Below are 18,440 nucleotides of genomic sequence, written 5' to 3'. Positions count from 1 at the left end.
TGTTAAAAGTTGTTGCCAATGGGAAAGTTTCAAAATTAATCAATAACAAATAACTATTAACCATTAACCATTAACTTTTACGCAACTGCAATCGTAGCAATGCTGACGCATACGTTTTTACCTTTCAAGAGTTGCAGCGCACATTTTTCCAGCGTGGCTCCCGTGGTTATTATATCGTCAACCAGCAGCACGTGCTTGTTCTTTATGGCTTCCAGGTTTTGAATAGAAAAAACCTCTTCCGCCTCAAAACGCAGGATTCGTGTTTTGAAAACCTGGGAACCCGTTTTGGAGATTTTTATCAAAATATCATCCCGATATGGAACATTTAAAGCCAAAGCAATTTCCTTTCCGAATCCTTCCACTTGGTTAAAGCCCCGTTTCTTCAACTTTTGCTGGTGCAAAGGAACAGGGATTACCATTTCTATCGCTTTGTAATGATGGTTTTCTGCCAATTCCGCGCCCAGCCATTTCCCGAAGAATGAACTTATTTCCTTTTTTCCGCGATATTTTAAATTGTGCAACAATTCCTGTGTTAGCCCTCTTTTCTGAAAATAAATTAACGCCGTTGCATTTTTTACCAGAAATCTTCCATAGAATTTATCCTTCAGCATGTCACTTTCCGTTTTGTGAAAGGAAGCCATGGGAAGTGAATGAATACATTCCAAACAGAGCACCGATTCTCCCATGAGAAGTTGGCCCTTACAGCCAGCACATACTTTGGGAAAAAGAAGATTTAACATATTTTAAGAATTTTTACCATTTTGTAAACGTTTGTTAAAGAAATACCTACCTACTTTTACCACCTAAACTTAACTTATTAATTATGAGTACTGAAAACGAAAACAATAGTGGTAAATTCAAGATCCTCATCGGGGTTCTTTCGGTTTTGCTTATTGCCTTGGCGGTTTATACCGTAACATTGTTCAACGACAATAAATCTACGATTTCAAATCTTGAAACACAAAAAGCAGACATCGAGCAGGAATTAGAGGGCTTAATTGCTAATTATGACGAAGTAATCAAGGATAATGAACTCAAGGATAAAGATTTGCTCGCCGCCAGGGAAAGAATTACGGTTCTTTTGGATTCTGTAAAGGACGCAAAGGCAAATATTGGCTTGATTGAAAGGTACAAAGCTGAAGTGGGCAGGCTAAAACAAGAACGCACTATGCTTTTTAAACGTGCGGATAGTTTGATAGCCGCGAACAAGCAACTTGCCATGGAACGCGACAGTACTTCTACTGAACTAACTAATACCAGAATGGTGGTGGATTCCGTAAGCCAAGAAAATATGGCGATGACCGAAACCATTAAAAAAGGTTCCATTGTTAAGGCTACGGATTTACGTGGAGAAGCTGTTATTATTAGAAATAACGGAAAGGTTGTAGATACAAAACGCGCAAGCCGTGCCGACAAAATTAGAGCTTGTTTTACGTTAGCTCCAAATGCTATTGCCCAAAAAGGGGATAGAATTCTTTACGTACAGGTTATAAACCCAAAAAACAAAATGATGGGCGACAATACCGTGAAACAATTTGAAGACAAAAACCTAAACTACAGTGCTTCAACAAACGTTTTTTATGAAAATGAAGAACTTGATGTTTGTATTCTCGTAAATGCTTCCGAGGCCGATCTTGTGGAAGGAAGATATACCCTCAATCTTTTTGATGGCCCGAACCAAATCGCAACTACTACTATGGAGCTTAAATAAGCCCATGCCCCCAAAGGGGGAATTACAAGCTTATCGCTAAAAAGAACCCCGATAAATTAAAATATTTCGGGGTTCTTTTTTTAGTTACCCCTTTGGGGGTTAGGGGGCTTTTCATACTTTTGCGCTCTATGGCAAACAACGACGATCAATTTAAGAAAGTAGTCTCCCACGCAAAGGAGTACGGCTATATTTTCGCATCCAGCGAAATCTACGACGGCCTCAGCGCGGTTTATGATTACGCCCAAAATGGTGTAGAACTCAAGAAAAACATTCGCGAATACTGGTGGCGCAGCATGGTCTATATGCACCAAAATATTGTGGGTATCGATGCCGCAATCCTGATGCACCCCACAACCTGGAAGGCTTCCGGCCACGTTGATGCTTTCAACGACCCGTTGATTGACAACAAGGATTCCAAAAAACGCTACCGCGCCGATGTGCTTATTGAAGATTACGCCGAAAAGCTGAACCAAAAAGCCCAAAAGGAAATTGAAAAAGCCAAAGGCCGTTTTGGCGATAGCTTTGACGAAGCGCAGTTTATTACTACAAATCCCCGTGTAGTTCGCTATCTTGAGGAACAGCGCACCGTTTTGGAACGCCTGGCCCGTTCGCTTGAAAAGGAAGACTTGGCAGATGTAAAGGCTTTGATCGAAGAACTTGGAATTGCCGATCCCGAAACCGGTTCAAAAAACTGGACCGAGGTGCGACAGTTCAATTTAATGTTTGGCACCAAACTGGGCGCTTCCGCCGAAAGTGCCATGGACCTTTACCTCCGCCCGGAAACCGCCCAAGGTATTTTCGTGAACTTTCTGAACGTGCAAAAAAGCGGCAGGATGAAAATTCCTTTCGGAATCGCACAAACAGGGAAAGCCTTCCGTAACGAAATTGTTGCGCGACAGTTTATCTTCCGTATGCGTGAGTTTGAACAGATGGAGATGCAATTTTTTGTACGTCCGGGCGAAGAGCTGAAATGGTACGAATACTGGAAGGAAACCCGATTAAAGTGGCACCTTTCGTTAGGTATGGGCGAAGAAAACTACCGTTTCCACGACCACGAAAAACTGGCACATTACGCCAATGCCGCGGCAGATATTGAATTCAACTTTCCTTTCGGCTTTAAGGAATTGGAGGGCATCCATTCCCGCACCGATTTCGACTTAAAGGCACACGAAAAATTCTCTGGAAAAAAACTGCAATTCTTTGATCCAGAATTAAATGAAAGTTATGTTCCGTATGTGGTTGAAACCTCCATCGGTCTGGACAGGATGTTCCTCGCCGTTTTGAGCAATTCGCTACAGGATGAAACTTTGGAAGACGGAAGCGTGCGTACCGTTTTGAAACTTCCGGCAATATTGGCACCCGTAAAAGCTGCCGTTTTACCTTTGGTGAAAAAGGACGGTCTGCCCGAAATTGCCCAAAAAATAATTGACGATCTGCAATGGGATTACAACGTAATCTATGACGAAAAAGATGCCGTGGGAAGACGCTACCGTCGCCAAGACGCAGCTGGAACGCCATTCTGCATTACCGTGGACCATCAAACTATTGAAGACAATACCGTAACGATTCGCTATCGCGACACGATGGAACAGGAACGAATCTCTATTGCAGCGATTTCAGAAAAAATGAAGGAAACCATTTCGTATAAAAACTGGCTTTCCGAATAATTTTTTTAAGTGGTTAATTCTATATTTTGAAGGAGGAGGATATTTGGTTATCCTCCTTTTTTTATGTCAACTATTTCTGCGGGGGTTGCTTTATCACATCGGTTCATTCTTCGTAAGCCGTTAAATTTTATCCATACTTTCTGTCCGTCCACTTTAAATTTTTCCTCCAAATTGATGGGATCCAAATAGTAAAATTCCATTTTATCGCCCGGCATCTGTATCGTGTACGGGCAGTCGCCTTCCTTGTCGGAATATACAATTGTCCCCAACATATAACCCTCCGCCATTAATTTTTGTGGGTCAACTGTTTCTTCCGTGGAAGTTGTTCCTTCTGCCGAAGTATTCTGGGTTTGCTTTTTCGTGGAACCACAGGAAAGAATTATAGCCGAAAAGAATACAAGAATCGGTTTTAACATAAAATCGGTTTTAAATGATTTATGAAGATACAAAAATTAAAAATACGCCCGCAACTGAATACTGCCCGTATGGACCGTTTTGGTAGTTTCGCTTTTTCTGCCGAAATAGGAAAGATTGGCATCCAAATATTTCGTGATCCGTTTCTGAAAAAGCAAGCGCCACGTATAGTTGGTGCCCGGCTGCAAGCCTTCCAACATTTGGTAGGCCACAGGCGAAAAAGGACTGCCCTCAAACTTATTGTCGATATAATTGAATTCCCCATTTATTGAAACTTTTTCGGCATTGGTATAGGCGAAAGAAAAACCTACTGTTTGCTGGTTCAACTTTTCCATCTCGCCCAATTGGTTGTCTTGGTTTGCAAATTCATAAAAAACATCAAATCGCGTTTGCTGGCTCAATAAATAGGAAATTTTTGGATTGAATTCATAGGAATCGAGACGGTAATTTCTATTCGCAAAATTTTCCGAAAGGCTTTCATTGCTGCCGGTTGCGCCCTTTAAATTCAACAGCCAGCTTTTCCAAAATTTATGGTTGAAGTTGAGTTGGTGACTTTTCAGATTATTTCGTTGCAAACCAACGGCGAGTAAATTATCCGCCGAAGTAGAAATAAAAGTATAACTCGTAGTGAAATGCTGTTTTCCTCGATTGAAAAATAAAGCATTGCGAAAATTCAACGTCAATCCCAATTGGTCATCGCCGCCATCTTCAAACGGATTGATGTTGAAACCGTCGTTTTTCCGCTTTACTTTTCGGTCCAAAACATAGGAAGTCTGATTGTAAAAATGTGAAAGTACCTTTTTGAACCCTTCTTTATTCGACCAGTTTTGCGGATTCAGCGTAAGGATTTGACTGAACTTATTCTGCCGAATCTTTATAAAAACCTGATTGGGAAGCAACACCCGAATATATTCGGCTTGGTCCTGAAACTGCGCCACTTCAAATTCCTCCAATTCCTGAATGCCGTTGTTGTTATAATCAATCCAAGTGTAAACGCCCTGCCCCGGCTCGGTTTTTACATAGGTAAATTCCTGCTGCGGAATTACCCCATTGTTGGACTCCAAAGCCGTATTTAAACGAATTCCGCCGTCAAAAAGTGCTTGGTTATAAATAATGCGCGAGTTGAGCGAACGTTCGGTCTCCCGCTTGTCGATGGTTACGGGCAGCGTATCGTTTGGGTCAATACCCGTTCCCGAATTGGGTTCGTATTTCAGCGTTCTGTAATTTGCAAAGGCCGAAAGCTGCGTGTTCTCAGTATTTATAAGTCGTGATTTTAAATAATAGGTGTTCGATGAATTTACCTTTTGCAGCATATTGTTCCGAACGCTGTCATTCACCCGAAACTGATAGCCCGCTTCCACAAAAACCTTCGTACTGTCGCCAATGCCCGAAAAAGCCTCGAATGCCGCAAATTTTTGACTTATGGGCGAAATGCTATCGCGGGAAACATCCTTAATCTGGTTGTCTTCCATAGCCACTTTGCCGCCCACCCAAGCTTTTTCAAAAGAATAGGTAGTCGTGTTGTTCAGTCTGATAAATTTGGAGGAAATGGAATCGGCTTTGCTGTTCAGAAAGCTCCCGTAGGTCTGCAATCGCAAGTTTTTAAGTTTTATTGCTGAAGAAATCACGTGCCGCGTACCGTTGAAATTTTCAGAATAATTCAAATTTTGGAATTCATAGCGCCCACCACCAATTTTCGGGTGTGAGACTTCTACGCCCGATATTACAAAACTTTGGTTGCCCATCGGGTTGATAAGGTTCCAATCGCGGTTGAATTCAATATTGTAAAGTCTTTCGATGGTTCTAAAGTCTTTTTGAACGAAATCCAACGAGCCGAAACCGTCAATTTTTAAGGTATCGGCCGTGGTCAGCAACCGTTGTTTAAAAGCCAATCTTCCCGCGAAACCATCGTTATTATTATCGTCAATATCGCTAAAAAGGTTGAGGTCGTTTTGGCTGCCCGCAACCTCAAAATCGATACGCGTCTTTTCCGAAGGGTGAAAGCTTCCGTTCACACCGCCCACCTGCAATTTTACGGGAGCGTTCAGCCGAATAACCGGCGCATAATTGCCCTGCGGAATACCATCTACAGGCGCTACATATTCAAAAATTCGGCTGATGGCGTTGGTCTCACTAATTACATAATCGCCGTTATTGGGACCCACCAATGAAAACCGCACGCTGAAAAGTTCATCCTCTGGATTGCTTGAAAACACGAAAACTTCCTCTCCATTGATGATTTCCTTTTTATAGAGAATTTTGTTTTCGGAATACGTATCGGGCACGGCCGACGGAGCTGTCATCAAATCCTTATCATCGCCGGCGGCCTGTAAAATAGCCACCTGTTCTTCGGTGAGATTTTGTTGCAAAGGTTGGTTTTTTGCGTCGTTTTCAGAATAAACATATACGCCTAAATCAAGGTTTTCACTGATATAATTCCCGCCGCCGTAGCCGATGAAACGCGTGTAACTTCTATCGGTATATTGATATTCTACCGAAATGCGCATATTGCTGGTTATCGGATACGTCGGGTTGAATTTTATTTCCCCAGCGTTATAATCAATTACATAATCTTCGTTTTCTCCTCGCTGCAAAAGCAGTCCGTTAACGTAAACCCGCTCGCTTCCCGAAACCACCAAAATATAAAGTTCGCCATTGGGACCGACCAATTTATAGGGCCCTTGATTACCTTCCTGCCCAATAAATTCACTTTTCGAAAAAACACCGCGAACCAGAGCTCCCGAAGCAAAAGCTGAAATTTTGGAACCGTCTTCGTTGTTAAAAGTTCCGCCAAGCGAGATTCCCTGTACTTTTTTTGTAAATCGGCCGAAATAACTATTGCTGTTCTGCAAGTCAATATCGCCAGCGCGGATGTTCCAGTTTTCGCCAAAAAGTTCGATAAAAATCTGGTCAAATTCATTCAAACTTTGGGAGTAGCCGCCTTCCTGCGTGGGGATATTGGCATCCTGAATCGATGCCCGAATGGAAACTTTCTCGCTCAACTTTCCTGTAATCTGAAGGTCAAGTTCGCTGTTCACCACTGCATTTTGATTGTTCCCAATGGTAATGCCGCGCGAAATACTCCCCGAAGTATTCAACCCATCAAAAGGGGTAAATGTGCTTTTATTGGTACTTTCGTCCAAAGAGTACAGCTTATCGATTTGCCCCGTATTTTCAACAATAATTTTTGGGTCGAGGGCGAAATATTCCCGCGTTAAAAATTCCGGATACTGCAAATATTGAATGGTAAGCGAATCCTGCTGTTGCTGCAATTCTTCGGTAAAAATTATGATTCCTTTTTTGAAATCTATTCTATAACTGAAAGGGTTTGGCGAATTTCCATCTTTGTCCAGTATTGCGAACCGTTTCGGATTAATGCCCAAGCTGTCCAAAATCACGGTATCTTTCACCGCAACCTTCCTCTCTTTATAGTTTGAAGAAATATCCTGCGTATGGCCAATGGCCGCAATAAAAAGGAAAAAAACTAACAGGTATAACTTCATCAACTATAAAACTAAACACTTGGGTTTTTATTTTGTCGGATATTTTTTGATAACCTTTTTGGAAATGGTTAGCGTAAAAATACAATCTTATTTACTTTAGCAAATGCAAATCCTCTGTGTAACTCCGTGGTTTTCTGCGAAACTCTGTGAAATAGCTATAACGCAGAGTTGCACTGAGAAATGCGCAGAGAACCGCAGAGAAAAAAGACTTTAATTTTGAAAATAATCTCATACAACGTAAACGGAATCCGCGCCGCGATGCGTAAAGGTTTTATCGATTGGCTGAAAGCCGCAAACCCAGATGTTATCTGCCTTCAGGAAACAAAAGCCAATTTTGACCAAGTGGAAATCGAGGAAATTGAAAAAGCAGGTTACCCCTATCATTATTGGTACAGTGCCGTAAAAAAGGGTTACAGTGGAGTGGCGATCCTTTCAAAAATAAAACCGAACCATATAGAATACGGCACCGGCATTGAATATATGGACGCCGAAGGAAGAAACATCCGCGTAGATTTTGACGATGTTTCGGTGATGAGCTTGTATTTGCCCAGCGGCACAAACCTTGACCGTTTGGAACACAAACTTACCTATATGGCCGATTTTCAGAAATATATTGACAATCTGAAAAAGGAAATTCCAAACTTGGTAATCTGTGGCGATTACAACATCTGTCACGAAGCAATAGATATACACGATCCCGTAAGAAATAAAAATGTTTCCGGTTTTTTACCTGTTGAACGGAAATGGCTGGACGGATTTATGAAAAGTGGGTTTATTGATAGTTTTCGTCATTTCAACAAGGAACCGCACAATTATACTTGGTGGAGCTATCGCGCCAATGCCCGAAACAATAACAAAGGTTGGCGGATAGATTACAATTTGGTCTCGGAACCGTTATTGGATAACCTAAAACGCGCCGTAATCCTGCCCGATGCCATGCACAGTGACCATTGCCCGCATTTGGTGGAACTCGAATTCCGAGCATAGCGAGGAATCTCATGAACTAAGACCTAACAGGTTTTTAAAACCTGTTAGGTCTTTTCAAAAACGTAAAATGAAATACACAACCCTCCCAAATACAGATTTAAAAATCAGCAAACTCTGCCTTGGCACCATGACTTGGGGCCAGCAAAACACCGAAGCCGAAGCCCAGGAACAACTTGATTTCGCCATTGAAAAAGGCATCAATTTCATAGACTGTGCCGAAATGTATCCCGTTCCCGCAAACCCAAAAACGCAGGGAAGAACGGAAACTTACATCGGCAAATGGTTTGCGAAACGGAAAAATAGGGAAGAGCTGGTTTTGGCCACCAAAATTGCCGGGCCCAGCCGTTCAATGGACCACATTCGCCAACCGTTGGATTTCAGCAAAAAATCTTTGGAAGATGCGATTCACAAAAGTCTGAAACGTTTGCAAACAAATTATATCGATTTGTACCAGTTGCATTGGCCGGAGCGCAACACCAATTATTTCGGGCAGCGCGATTATAGCCATAAGGATGATGAAAGTTGGAGCGATAATTTTGCTGAAGTTTTAAATGATTTGGAAGAATTCGTAAAAGCGGGAAAAATCCGCCACATCGGACTTTCAAACGAAACGCCATTTGGGGTAATGCGCTGTATGGAAGAAGCCCGGAAAGGAAAGTTGAAAATTGTTTCAGTCCAAAACCCCTACAATTTGGTAAATCGGAAAGATGAAATTGGTTTGAGTGAAATACTTCACCGGGAAAATATTGGCTATTTACCGTATTCGCCATTGGGCTTTGGAACGCTCAGCGGAAAATATTTAAACGGAACCGCTGATGAAAATTCGCGCATAAATCAGTTTAAACAATACACCCGTTACAGCAGCAAACCCGCATTGGAAGCCACTGAGAAATATTTTGAAATCGCCAAAAAGCATAATTTGAGTTTTGCACAGATGGCACTGGCTTTTATTCTTCAGAAGAAATTTGTAACCGCGCCAATTATTGGCGCCACTTCCATCGCGCAACTTTCAGAAAATATTGGGAGCATCAACATTTCCCTTTCCAAAGAAATATTGAAGGAAATTGATGCTATCCACAATCAAATTCCTAATCCAGCCCCTTAGTCCCCCTAACCCCTGCCTACGTGCCTCGGGCAGGCAGGCCCGAAGGGGGAACTCTTGCACTACTCCTCCCCTTCGGGGAGGTCGGGAGGGGCTTTTTTTTTACACAAACGCACTATAACCAGTAATTGCACGACCCACTATCAACGAATTGATTTCTTTGGTGCCCTCGTAACTGTAAATAGCTTCGGCATCGGCTACAAAACGGGCAACGTCGTATTCCAAGAGAATTCCGTTGCCGCCCATAACTTCACGGGCCTGGCTTACTATATCGCGGGTTCGCATACTGCAAAAGACTTTGGCGAGCGACGCATGTTCATCAGTGAGTAAGCCTTCATCCTGCAATTCGGAAAGACGGTAACATAAAGTCTGCATCGCCGTGAGATTGGAAACCATTTCGACCAAATGGTTTTGAACCAATTGGTAGGAGGCAATCGGTTTTCCGAACTGTTCGCGTTTTTTTGTGTATTTCAGCGCGGCTTCATAAGCACCTCTTGCGCATCCCACGGCCTGCCAAGCTACTCCGGCCCGCGTCATTCGCAGTACTTTGGCGGTATCTTTAAAAGAATCACATTTTTGAAGTCGGTCGCTTTCGGGAATTCGGCAATCCGTCATGGTAATCAAAGCGTTTTGCACCGTGCGAAGCGCCATTTTGTTTTCAATCTTTTCGGCCTTAAAACCCGGATTTCCTTTTCTAACCAAAAATCCCTTTACTTGGTCGGAAGCTTCGTCACGCGCCCAAATTATTGTAACGTCTGCGAATGTTGCATTCCCAATCCATTTTTTCTGTCCGTTTAAAACCCATTCGTCTCCTTCCTGTCTGCACGTAGTTCCCAAACCTCCCGCTACGGCAGAGCCCACGTCGGGTTCAGTAAGCCCGAAGGCACCGATTAGCTCCATTTTCGCCATTTTTGGTAGCCATTCCTGTTTTTGCTCCTCGCTTCCGCAGATGTAGATGGAACCCATCGCCAAACCACTGTGCACTCCAAAAAAGGTAGAAATGGAAACATCGACCCGCGCCAATTCCATCGCGATAATGCCTTCCATAACGTAGGTTTCGTAAGGTGTGCCGTAGCCTTCATAGGTAAGGCCGCAAATGTTCAATTCCGCCATTTTTGGAATAATCTGAAAGGGAAATTCGGCTTTGTTCCAGTATTCATTTGCTATCGGTTTTATTTCGTCCTCCATAAAATTGCGCACTTTTATCTGAAGTTCGCGTTGTTGGGGAGTGAGTTTTAGCGCCATATCATAAAAATCGCCATCAATTGGCGGCAATTTGTGCTGGCCTTTTTTTCCACCTTTGTGTTTCAGCATCCGCATCAAACCCGCAAGTTGCCGATCGTCGAGCTCGCCCACGGTTTTCATAATTTCAGAAAGATCTACTTTTTGCGAAAGTTTCCCCAGCGCATCCAGATCGATATCCTGCATTAAGCTTATAGTCTGTTTGATTTTTGAAAAGAAGGACATAACGGTTTTTTTAGAATTGACTTCTAAAGATACCATTATGCGATTTTCTTAAGGCTAAAAAAAAGTTAATTTGGAGGAAGCGGTTTTATCACGGTTTCATTTACATAACCTTTTAGGCTGTCCGCAGTTTGAATGTGGAACCACTTTTGGTTTTTGCCCAAAACTGTGATGGTATCGTTCTTTTTCAGACTTCCAAATTGTTCAAAGACCGAAGCAGGACCTTTATAGACATCTGCACGGTTTCTTAAACTTACCGCCTTTACAATGGCCGACGCTTTTTCACTGGGCTGTATTTCAGTTTTTTTGATAAACGATAACGGGTTTATGGCGCCTTTCGATTTATAAATTCCAAAGTGAAGATGGGGCGCCGTAGTTTTTGCATTGCCCGTATTGCCAACAAAGCCAAGGGTGTCGCCAATCTTTACCCTTTTCCCTTCTGAAACCGAGATACTGTCCAAATGTGCATAATAAATAGTTTTTCCGAAAAGTCCATCGCGGAGCCAAACCTGTTTTCCTCCGAGACCGCGCTCGCCAGCCGAAGTAATGATGCCATCAGTAACCGCAACCACGGGCGTGCCACGATCGGCAAAAATATCGACACCTTCGTGGGAACGGCTTCCCGCATCGCGCGGATCTGCCCAAAAACTTTGAATGTTTTTATTATTTGCTCCGCTCACCGGAAACGCATAGATAGGTTCCGTATAAATTTTCAGCACAAAAGGAAATTGCAGTTTCATTTGTGGCTGGACGATAACTTTATAAAAACCGGAGGCTTCAATTTCTTGTGAAAGAAATGCTTTTTTGTCTTCGGAAGATTTTAAAAGTTTGAAAGATTTCAAGGAATCGGATTTCGCTTGAAAAAGGTCAACAAATACCAAAGCGGAATCGGGCTGTTTCTCAACCTCAACCACAATCCGTTCACCTTCTTTCAGTTGAATGTTATAGCTATAAACGTTGAGATTTTCTTCGGAAAAAACACCGCTTTCGGAATATGGCAACGTGATTTGGATACTGTCGCGTTTTGCGGTTTCAAAAGCATTTTTCCAAAGTAATAATAGCGAATCATTTTTTGAAAAGTTGCGTTCGTAAACTTCGCGGGCCGTAGGTTGCACGATTACATCGGCCGCTTTGCGCACTTGCTTGCAGCCAATGAATACCGTCCCGAAAAGGAATATGATAAAATAAATTCTCAGATTCATAGCGAAGCTAAAATACTTAAAGTCCCCCAAAACCCCAAAGGGGGAACTCTTGCGTTGACCCATCCCCATAGGGGAGGCTGGGAGGGGACTTTCTCTCTTCGGATTAAAAAGTTACCCAAAAAGATGGTGCACCACATCGTGCACTTTTGCCACTTTTATGATATTAATGTGGAAGTTTTGCTTCGGAATTTTGCAATATTTTGAAATAACGATAGAAGTAAACCCAAGTTTTTCGGCTTCCAAAATGCGTTGCTCCACACGGGTAACGGGGCGCACTTCGCCTGCGAGACCTACCTCAGCGGCAAAGCAAAGTCGCTTGTCGATTGCAATGTCGATATTTGAGGAAAGCACCGCGGCAACTACCGCCAAATCAATTGCGGGATCGTCAACGGTTATTCCTCCGGTTACGTTTAAAAAGACGTCTTTTGCGCCAAGTTTGAAGCCTGCCCGTTTTTCCAAAACGGCAAGAATCATATTTAGGCGTTTAGCGTTATAGCCCGTGGCACTGCGCTGCGGCGTACCGTAAACGGCGCTGCTCACCAAGGCTTGAATTTCTATCATCAACGGACGCATGCCTTCCAAAGTCGCGGAGATCGCCGTACCGCTTAAATCTTCGTCATTCTTCGAAATCAAAATTTCCGAAGGGTTTGAAACTTCTCTTAAACCGCTGCCCTGCATTTCGTAAATTCCCAATTCGTTGGTACTTCCAAAACGGTTTTTATTGGCACGGAGGATTCTGTAAATATGGTTTCGGTCGCCTTCAAATTGGAGAACGGTATCGACCATATGTTCCAAAATTTTTGGGCCGGCGATGTTTCCATCCTTGGTGATGTGGCCGATTAAAATAACCGGTGTTGCCGTTTCCTTTGCAAATTTTATAAGCTCGGCTGTAGTTTCACGAATTTGCGAAATGCTTCCGGCCGTACTTTCAATATAATCTGTGTGGAGGGTTTGGATGGAATCAATCACCACGATATCTGGTTCAATCTCTTCGATATTTCTGAAAATATTTTGTGTTTTTGTTTCGGTTAAAATGAAACAGTTTTCAGAAATAGGTTGGATCCGTTCCGCCCGCATTTTTATTTGTTGCGCACTTTCCTCGCCGGAAACATAGAGTGTTTTATAGGGAAGTTGCAGCGCAATTTGAAGCATCAACGTACTCTTCCCAATTCCGGGTTCGCCGCCCAAAAGCGTTAATGAGCCGGGCACCAATCCGCCGCCGAGCACACGGTTCAATTCGTTGTTTTTTGTATTTAACCGAGCTTCCGCTTGGGTTGAAATTTCAGAAATACGCTGTGGCTTCGCAACTCTTTTGGAAGTACCCTCGGAAGCTTTCCAACTCACCTTTTCAGCTTTTTGGATTACTTCCTCGGCAATGGTGTTCCATTCTTTACAGGAATTGCACTGTCCCTGCCATTTTGCATATTGCGCGCCGCAGTTTTGGCAGAAAAATGTTGTCTTTGTTTTGGCCATAATAGTTCCGCTAAAATAAATATATTTACGCTACAAACCTTCGCAAAATGAAACGCTTATTCCTCACATTTTTTTTACTGTTTTTTTGCGCATTGGTTTCTACCGCACAGCGATACCAATTTAAAAAATATAAAACGGAGGAAGGGCTGGTCAACAATGAAACTTTCGCAATTATACAAGATAGCCAGAATAGAATTTGGGTTAGCACCACGGGGGGAATAAGCTGCTTTAACGGAAGGACTTTCAAGAATTATACTACGGAAGATGGGCTTGCCTCGAATATCGTTTTCAGTCTTTTTGAGGATTCCAAAGGAAGAATTTGGGTTGGCACGCTGGACAATGGCGTAAGCATTATTGAAAACGGAAAAATTACGAACCCAAAAGGCGTAGATTTTGACTTTTTGGGAAGTGCCACCTATCTTTTGGAAAGTAGCGACGGCACTATTTATATCGTTTTCGTAAAAGGCATAGTAACCTATAAAAACGGAAAACTTGAGTATTTGCTAAAAGCAAATGCGGAAAACCAAATTTCGGGACTGCAACAAGCTGCTTGGCATGACGACAATACGTTATATATCGCTTCGACCGATAAGGGTATTTTCAAAATGACCCTTAATCCCTTAAAAATTGAAAACATTTACAACGAAAAAGATGGGATAAACAACATTTGCTATTCGGTATTTGTGGATGCCAACAGAGATGTTTGGGTGGGCGCTTACGGCGAATTATATAAAATAGCGAACGGGAAGCTGACAAAATATAAATTCAAGCAAGAGGATTTTGACAAAAACCGCATTTACGGCATTCTTGAGGAAAACGAAAAGGAACTCTTTTTAAGTTTTGAAGGCAACGGATTTGGCATCTTCAACAAACAAACGGGCATTTTAAAAATAATAAATGAGGCTCACGGTCTTCCTACCAAATACATTTACCGAGCCATCAAGGATACCGAAGGCAACCATTGGATGACCAGTTATGGCGAAGGAATTATCCGTTTTCGGGATACTTCCTTCAAAATTTATGACGACACGCAGGGCCTGCCTTCAAAATCGGTAAATGACATAGTGGAATGGGACGGAGAATTGCTCATGGCCACCAATGACGGGGTATTTGTATTGGATGAATCTAAAAACATCCAGCCCATAACAAAAGGGGGCACCATAAAAAATCTATTTGTTACCCCTGAGGACAACCTTCTATATACTACCGAAACAGCGGTTTTTGAACATCCCAAGAAAAATGAAAGATCACTGTTGATAGATGAGGGAGACTACAATCTATTGTTCAGGAAAAAAGACAAAACGTTTCTATTTGGCACCGATAAAATTAAGGTTCTGGCAAAAGATTCCACATATTTCATAAGATCGAGAAGAGCAATTGCCATTGAACCGATTGGCGACCGTTATATACTCTGCAAAATAAGCGGCCTCTTTCAAATGAACGATACAAAAACAGACACCATTCCAGGGCTTCACCCCAATGTACACAATGATTTCAGAAGTCTGGATGCCATCAATACAAATGAGGTACTTGCTGGAAGTGAAAAAAAATTATACCACATAACACTCCAAAACGACAATTTTAGAACCCAGACTTTTGAGATGAGCCGTTTCCCTTCTTTAAAACATTTTCGGGCATTGAAGGTGGATGGCAACAATTTATGGTTGGCCGGAAGAGATATGTTGCTGAAAGTTGATCTGGAACTTTTGTTGAAAAAGGATAGTATCGTGGCAAAAAAATATGCCACTGTGGCCCATTTTTTGGAAAATGACATCGATTTCAATTCGCTTCTGGTTACGGAAGACGAAACCCTTTTGGCCACCTCGCTGAGTGGAATGCTCGCCTTTAACGAGAAATCCTTTCTTCCGAACACGCAACCGCCGAAGCTCGATCTTTCGCAAATTCTTCTGTTTTCTGAACCTTTGGAAGACAGCCTTTATAGAACCAAGAAAGGCATTGTTCTTCCCTATCAAAAAAATTATTTAAGCTTTTCAATGGAAGCCATAACGTTCACTAATCCTGAGAACGTTCACTACCAATACCGGATGAAAGGCCTTCGGGACGGAGACGAATGGTCCCAACCCACAAAAGACCCGAATGTGGTGTTTTCCTATCTGCCCCCGGGCGAATATTCTTTTGAATTTATTGCGGACAATGGCGATGGGGTTTGGCAAACCCAACCCTATCAATATTCCTTTGTGATAACGGTCCCGTTTTGGAAAACCTGGCTTTTTTGGGTTTCTCTACTAACTATTACGGCAATCAGCGTTTTCCTGTTTTATTATTTCAAAAACAGGGCTGAACAAAAAAGAAATGAAGCATATACCCACAACCTTATAAAGGCCCAAGAAGAAGAACGCACTCGGGTAGCCCGCGAACTTCACGACAGCGTGGGGCAAAAGTTGATGCTTCTTACCAAAAAAACCAAAAGCACCGGAAACTTTGAAATGGAATCCTTGGCAAGCAATACACTGCAAGAATTAAGGGCCATCTCCAGAGGCTTGCATCCCGCGACCTTGGAACGTTTGGGGGCCACAGCTGCAATTAGAAATATGGTTGATGAAGTGGATACAAACACGAATATCTTTTTTACCCACGAAATTGAAGACATCGATACTTTTTTAAGCAAGGAAGCATCCTTACATTTGTATAGAATTATCCAAGAAGTGCTAAACAATATGGTAAAACACGCTGAAGCCAAAGCGGCTTCGGTGACTATAGAAAAAAAGAAAAACACCATTCAAGCCATTATTGCAGACAACGGAAAAGGCTTTGAATTTTCTGAAAAGGTAAAAACCAGTGAAAGCCTGGGTATGAAAACCCTATTGGAGCGCGCAAAAATGTTACACTCAAAAATTGATATACGGAGCCAACTTAATAAAGGGACCACCGTAACCCTCACTATTCCAATTTAAATGATTGATAAAAAGAATATTTCCACTGTTATAGCCGATGACCACCCCATGATCCTCAAAGGCCTCCATGATGAACTCGCCGCAAATAATTACAATGTTGTTGGGCAAGCTACCACCGGAATGCAAGCCCTGGAACTCATTTTAACCCACAATCCCATCATCGCACTTTTAGATATCGATATGCCGCTTTTAACAGGCTTTGAAGTGATAAAAATGGCCAAGGAAAAAAAAGTGGACACTAAGTTTATTGTGCTGTCCTTTCACAAGGAAAATGAATACATCTCCCAAGCCAAGGCGCTACAAATAAACGGCTATCTTTTAAAAGAAGACTCCTTTTCAGAAATCGAGGAATGTATTAAATGTGTACTGGACAATGAGGTATATTTTAGTCGTTCCTTTGTTCCATCATCGCTTGCGATCGTCTCCGAAGATTTAAAAAAAATAAAACATTTAACTGCTTCAGAAAAAACCATTTTAAAGCTCGTGGCCGAACAAATGAGCAGCAGTGAAATTGCCGAAAAGCTTTTCATTTCAATCCGCACGGTTGAAAAACACCGAAGCAACATAATTATGAAGCTGGAAATAGAAAACACGACTTCAAATGCACTGACAAATTGGGCATATTTGAACAGAAATGTTATAAAAGAGCTCTAGGCCTAATACCCAAAATCATCCTTTATTTTATCTGCCCGGTCCAGTAATTTATCGATGGTTATAAAATCTACCTCTTCCTTGTCGTAGGCGCCCTGATAGATTTTCATTGCCTTTTTGGGCTCTCCGGTCTCTTCGTAGTAACGCCCCAAATAATAATCGCCAAGCACCGTGTCTGGATACTGCCGTTTTGCCAAGGTCGCAATCTCCCGCAAGGATTCCCATTGGTTTCTTTTTTCCGAAGCAGTTGCGGTGGCTATAAAATCGTTCACGCGAATGTTATTGGTTATGCCGAAAAGATCCTCGATCACTTTATATTTATCGAGCAAATATTGGCTAATGGGCGTATCCATTTTCAACAATACTTCAGAAAATTCCTTTTTGCTGATGGGCCTATAGACCGAAAATATTTTTTCCAAAGCATTCGGAATGCCCCGCCCGCCAAGGGAGTAGTGGGTTGCGCCCTCAAAATTGTCATAGTAATAGTTGAACGATTTGCTTTTTAGACCACTCAACTGACTGTTTAAACCTTCGGCAGCTTCCATCAAGCCTTTAATATCATCGGTTCCGGTGGCCAAATAATAAAACAGTTTTCCGGGTATCTGCGGAATCCGTTGCGCAAGCCGCTCTTCCATCATCGGGGCCATATCCGGGCTCAAGTTTATGTAGCCATTCAGCAAAGGCGGGTCTTTGAAAAGATAGTAATTGAGGAAGTTTGCCGTAAAGTCGTGCCCCACGCCAATGATAAACTTTGCGGTGCGGTATTTTTTGTCAATATATGGAATGAGTTCCATCCCGATAAATTCAAAAAATTGGGCGCCCTTCTCACCGGGCATAAACGTTTCGTCGTCGTATGCACAATCATCATAACGTTTGTCGCCCTGCATAATTCCCACAACAATAGACTCTGGCATATCTTCCCAATAACTGAAATAATCTACGTTTCCAGCTACCGGCTCAAAAAGATAATCGGCATCCAGCACCAAGACAATGGGGTATTTTTTGTCAATATTGGCATCGTAATTCCTTGGAAGCTGAATTTTCAATCGTCGCGACTCTCCGAGCTTGCTGGAATTGAATTCTTCATAAATTATTTGGGAAAAGGAGGCGTAATTAAGCAAAACGCAAACTGCGAATAGTAGGATTTTTTTCATTGGTAAGAATTTTTAGGCTGCCGAAAGATAACAATTTTTCGATTTGTTATTTTTTTCAGAAGTAAAAAATGAAGTTTCCCCACTTTAATTTTGAAAAGCATCGTACAGCTCCCTGCCTCCTGCCCCCTGACCCCCAAAGAGGAATAAGGCCCGTACTAATATTGGCTCACGCCTTGGCCAGAAAGTCATTTCGCGAT

Annotated in this window: 13 protein-coding genes; 6 read left to right on the top strand and 7 right to left on the bottom strand. The window is 42.3% G+C overall.

The genetic code is table 11. The features are described 5' to 3' along the window. Positions 1–77 precede the first annotated feature (77 nt). Complete coding sequence (locus POV26_RS14080; RefSeq protein ID WP_272857103.1) at positions 78–740, bottom strand: ComF family protein; 663 nt, start codon at positions 738–740, stop codon at positions 78–80. 83 nt (positions 741–823) lie between these two features. Between POV26_RS14080 and POV26_RS14075 the strand changes: the two genes are divergently transcribed. Beyond that, the gene (locus tag POV26_RS14075; protein ID WP_272857102.1) at positions 824–1,711 is read left to right on the top strand and encodes a hypothetical protein; all 888 of its coding nucleotides are present in this window, start codon (positions 824–826) and stop codon (positions 1,709–1,711) included. Positions 1,712–1,839: 128 nt separating this feature from the next. Continuing rightward, complete coding sequence (locus POV26_RS14070; RefSeq protein ID WP_272857101.1) at positions 1,840–3,378, top strand: glycine--tRNA ligase; 1,539 nt, start codon at positions 1,840–1,842, stop codon at positions 3,376–3,378. A gap of 47 nt (positions 3,379–3,425) precedes the next feature. Here POV26_RS14070 and POV26_RS14065 read toward each other — a convergent pair whose 3' ends face one another. Together POV26_RS14065 and POV26_RS14060 are read right to left on the bottom strand one after the other, a co-directional pair. After that, positions 3,426–3,794 (bottom strand): hypothetical protein, encoded by a 369-nt coding sequence (locus POV26_RS14065; RefSeq protein WP_272857100.1) that lies wholly within the window; start codon positions 3,792–3,794, stop codon positions 3,426–3,428. Between the two features lie 36 nt (positions 3,795–3,830). Continuing rightward, positions 3,831–7,295: a hypothetical protein gene (locus tag POV26_RS14060; protein WP_272857099.1), complete on the bottom strand. Its 3,465-nt coding sequence runs from the start codon at positions 7,293–7,295 to the stop codon at positions 3,831–3,833. A gap of 216 nt (positions 7,296–7,511) precedes the next feature. On the opposite strand from POV26_RS14060, the gene POV26_RS14055 reads away from it, so the two are divergent. Then, a complete protein-coding gene (locus POV26_RS14055; RefSeq protein WP_272857098.1) occupies positions 7,512–8,282 on the top strand; it encodes an exodeoxyribonuclease III in 771 nt (256 codons plus the stop codon). A gap of 67 nt (positions 8,283–8,349) precedes the next feature. Further along, positions 8,350–9,387 (top strand): NADP(H)-dependent aldo-keto reductase, encoded by a 1,038-nt coding sequence (locus tag POV26_RS14050; protein ID WP_272857097.1) that lies wholly within the window; start codon positions 8,350–8,352, stop codon positions 9,385–9,387. 99 nt (positions 9,388–9,486) lie between these two features. Here the strand turns inward: POV26_RS14050 and POV26_RS14045 are convergent, their stop codons facing one another. The 3 genes from POV26_RS14045 to radA all read right to left on the bottom strand — a co-directional run bounded on the left by POV26_RS14045 (position 9,487) and on the right by radA (position 13,523). Continuing rightward, positions 9,487–10,851 (bottom strand): acyl-CoA dehydrogenase family protein, encoded by a 1,365-nt coding sequence (locus POV26_RS14045; RefSeq protein ID WP_272857168.1) that lies wholly within the window; start codon positions 10,849–10,851, stop codon positions 9,487–9,489. Positions 10,852–10,916: 65 nt separating this feature from the next. Continuing rightward, entirely contained in the window at positions 10,917–12,050 is a 1,134-nt protein-coding gene (locus tag POV26_RS14040) for a M23 family metallopeptidase (protein WP_272857096.1), read from the bottom strand. A 111-nt stretch (positions 12,051–12,161) separates the two neighbouring features. Further along, the gene (gene radA, locus POV26_RS14035; RefSeq protein ID WP_272857095.1) at positions 12,162–13,523 is read right to left on the bottom strand and encodes a DNA repair protein RadA; all 1,362 of its coding nucleotides are present in this window, start codon (positions 13,521–13,523) and stop codon (positions 12,162–12,164) included. A 47-nt stretch (positions 13,524–13,570) separates the two neighbouring features. Between radA and POV26_RS14030 the strand changes: the two genes are divergently transcribed. Both POV26_RS14030 and POV26_RS14025 read left to right on the top strand, forming a co-directional pair. Further along, positions 13,571–16,438: a sensor histidine kinase gene (locus POV26_RS14030; RefSeq protein ID WP_272857094.1), complete on the top strand. Its 2,868-nt coding sequence runs from the start codon at positions 13,571–13,573 to the stop codon at positions 16,436–16,438. Continuing rightward, positions 16,439–17,092, top strand: coding sequence for a response regulator (locus POV26_RS14025; protein WP_272857093.1), 654 nt, complete (start codon positions 16,439–16,441; stop codon positions 17,090–17,092). 2 nt (positions 17,093–17,094) lie between these two features. On the opposite strand, the gene POV26_RS14020 is transcribed toward POV26_RS14025, so the two are convergent. Beyond that, a complete protein-coding gene (locus tag POV26_RS14020; protein ID WP_272857092.1) occupies positions 17,095–18,243 on the bottom strand; it encodes an alpha/beta hydrolase in 1,149 nt (382 codons plus the stop codon). Positions 18,244–18,440: the final 197 nt, after the last annotated feature.

This window comes from Aequorivita todarodis, assembly GCF_028561335.1.
Lineage (GTDB): Bacteria > Bacteroidota > Bacteroidia > Flavobacteriales > Flavobacteriaceae > Aequorivita > Aequorivita todarodis.
Note: the sequence above shows the minus strand (reverse complement) of the source record. Positions and strands in the feature narration are given on the sequence as shown.

Coding starts and splice junctions, on each gene's coding strand:
- POV26_RS14030 (WP_272857094.1), top strand. CDS start 13,571: ATGAAACGCTTATTCCTCACATTTTTTTTACTGTTTTTTTGCGCATTG.
- POV26_RS14045 (WP_272857168.1), bottom strand. CDS start 10,851: ATGTCCTTCTTTTCAAAAATCAAACAGACTATAAGCTTAATGCAGGAT.
- POV26_RS14070 (WP_272857101.1), top strand. CDS start 1,840: ATGGCAAACAACGACGATCAATTTAAGAAAGTAGTCTCCCACGCAAAG.
- POV26_RS14025 (WP_272857093.1), top strand. CDS start 16,439: ATGATTGATAAAAAGAATATTTCCACTGTTATAGCCGATGACCACCCC.
- POV26_RS14060 (WP_272857099.1), bottom strand. CDS start 7,295: ATGAAGTTATACCTGTTAGTTTTTTTCCTTTTTATTGCGGCCATTGGC.
- POV26_RS14040 (WP_272857096.1), bottom strand. CDS start 12,050: ATGAATCTGAGAATTTATTTTATCATATTCCTTTTCGGGACGGTATTC.
- radA (WP_272857095.1), bottom strand. CDS start 13,523: ATGGCCAAAACAAAGACAACATTTTTCTGCCAAAACTGCGGCGCGCAA.
- POV26_RS14065 (WP_272857100.1), bottom strand. CDS start 3,794: ATGTTAAAACCGATTCTTGTATTCTTTTCGGCTATAATTCTTTCCTGT.
- POV26_RS14080 (WP_272857103.1), bottom strand. CDS start 740: ATGTTAAATCTTCTTTTTCCCAAAGTATGTGCTGGCTGTAAGGGCCAA.
- POV26_RS14020 (WP_272857092.1), bottom strand. CDS start 18,243: ATGAAAAAAATCCTACTATTCGCAGTTTGCGTTTTGCTTAATTACGCC.
- POV26_RS14075 (WP_272857102.1), top strand. CDS start 824: ATGAGTACTGAAAACGAAAACAATAGTGGTAAATTCAAGATCCTCATC.
- POV26_RS14050 (WP_272857097.1), top strand. CDS start 8,350: ATGAAATACACAACCCTCCCAAATACAGATTTAAAAATCAGCAAACTC.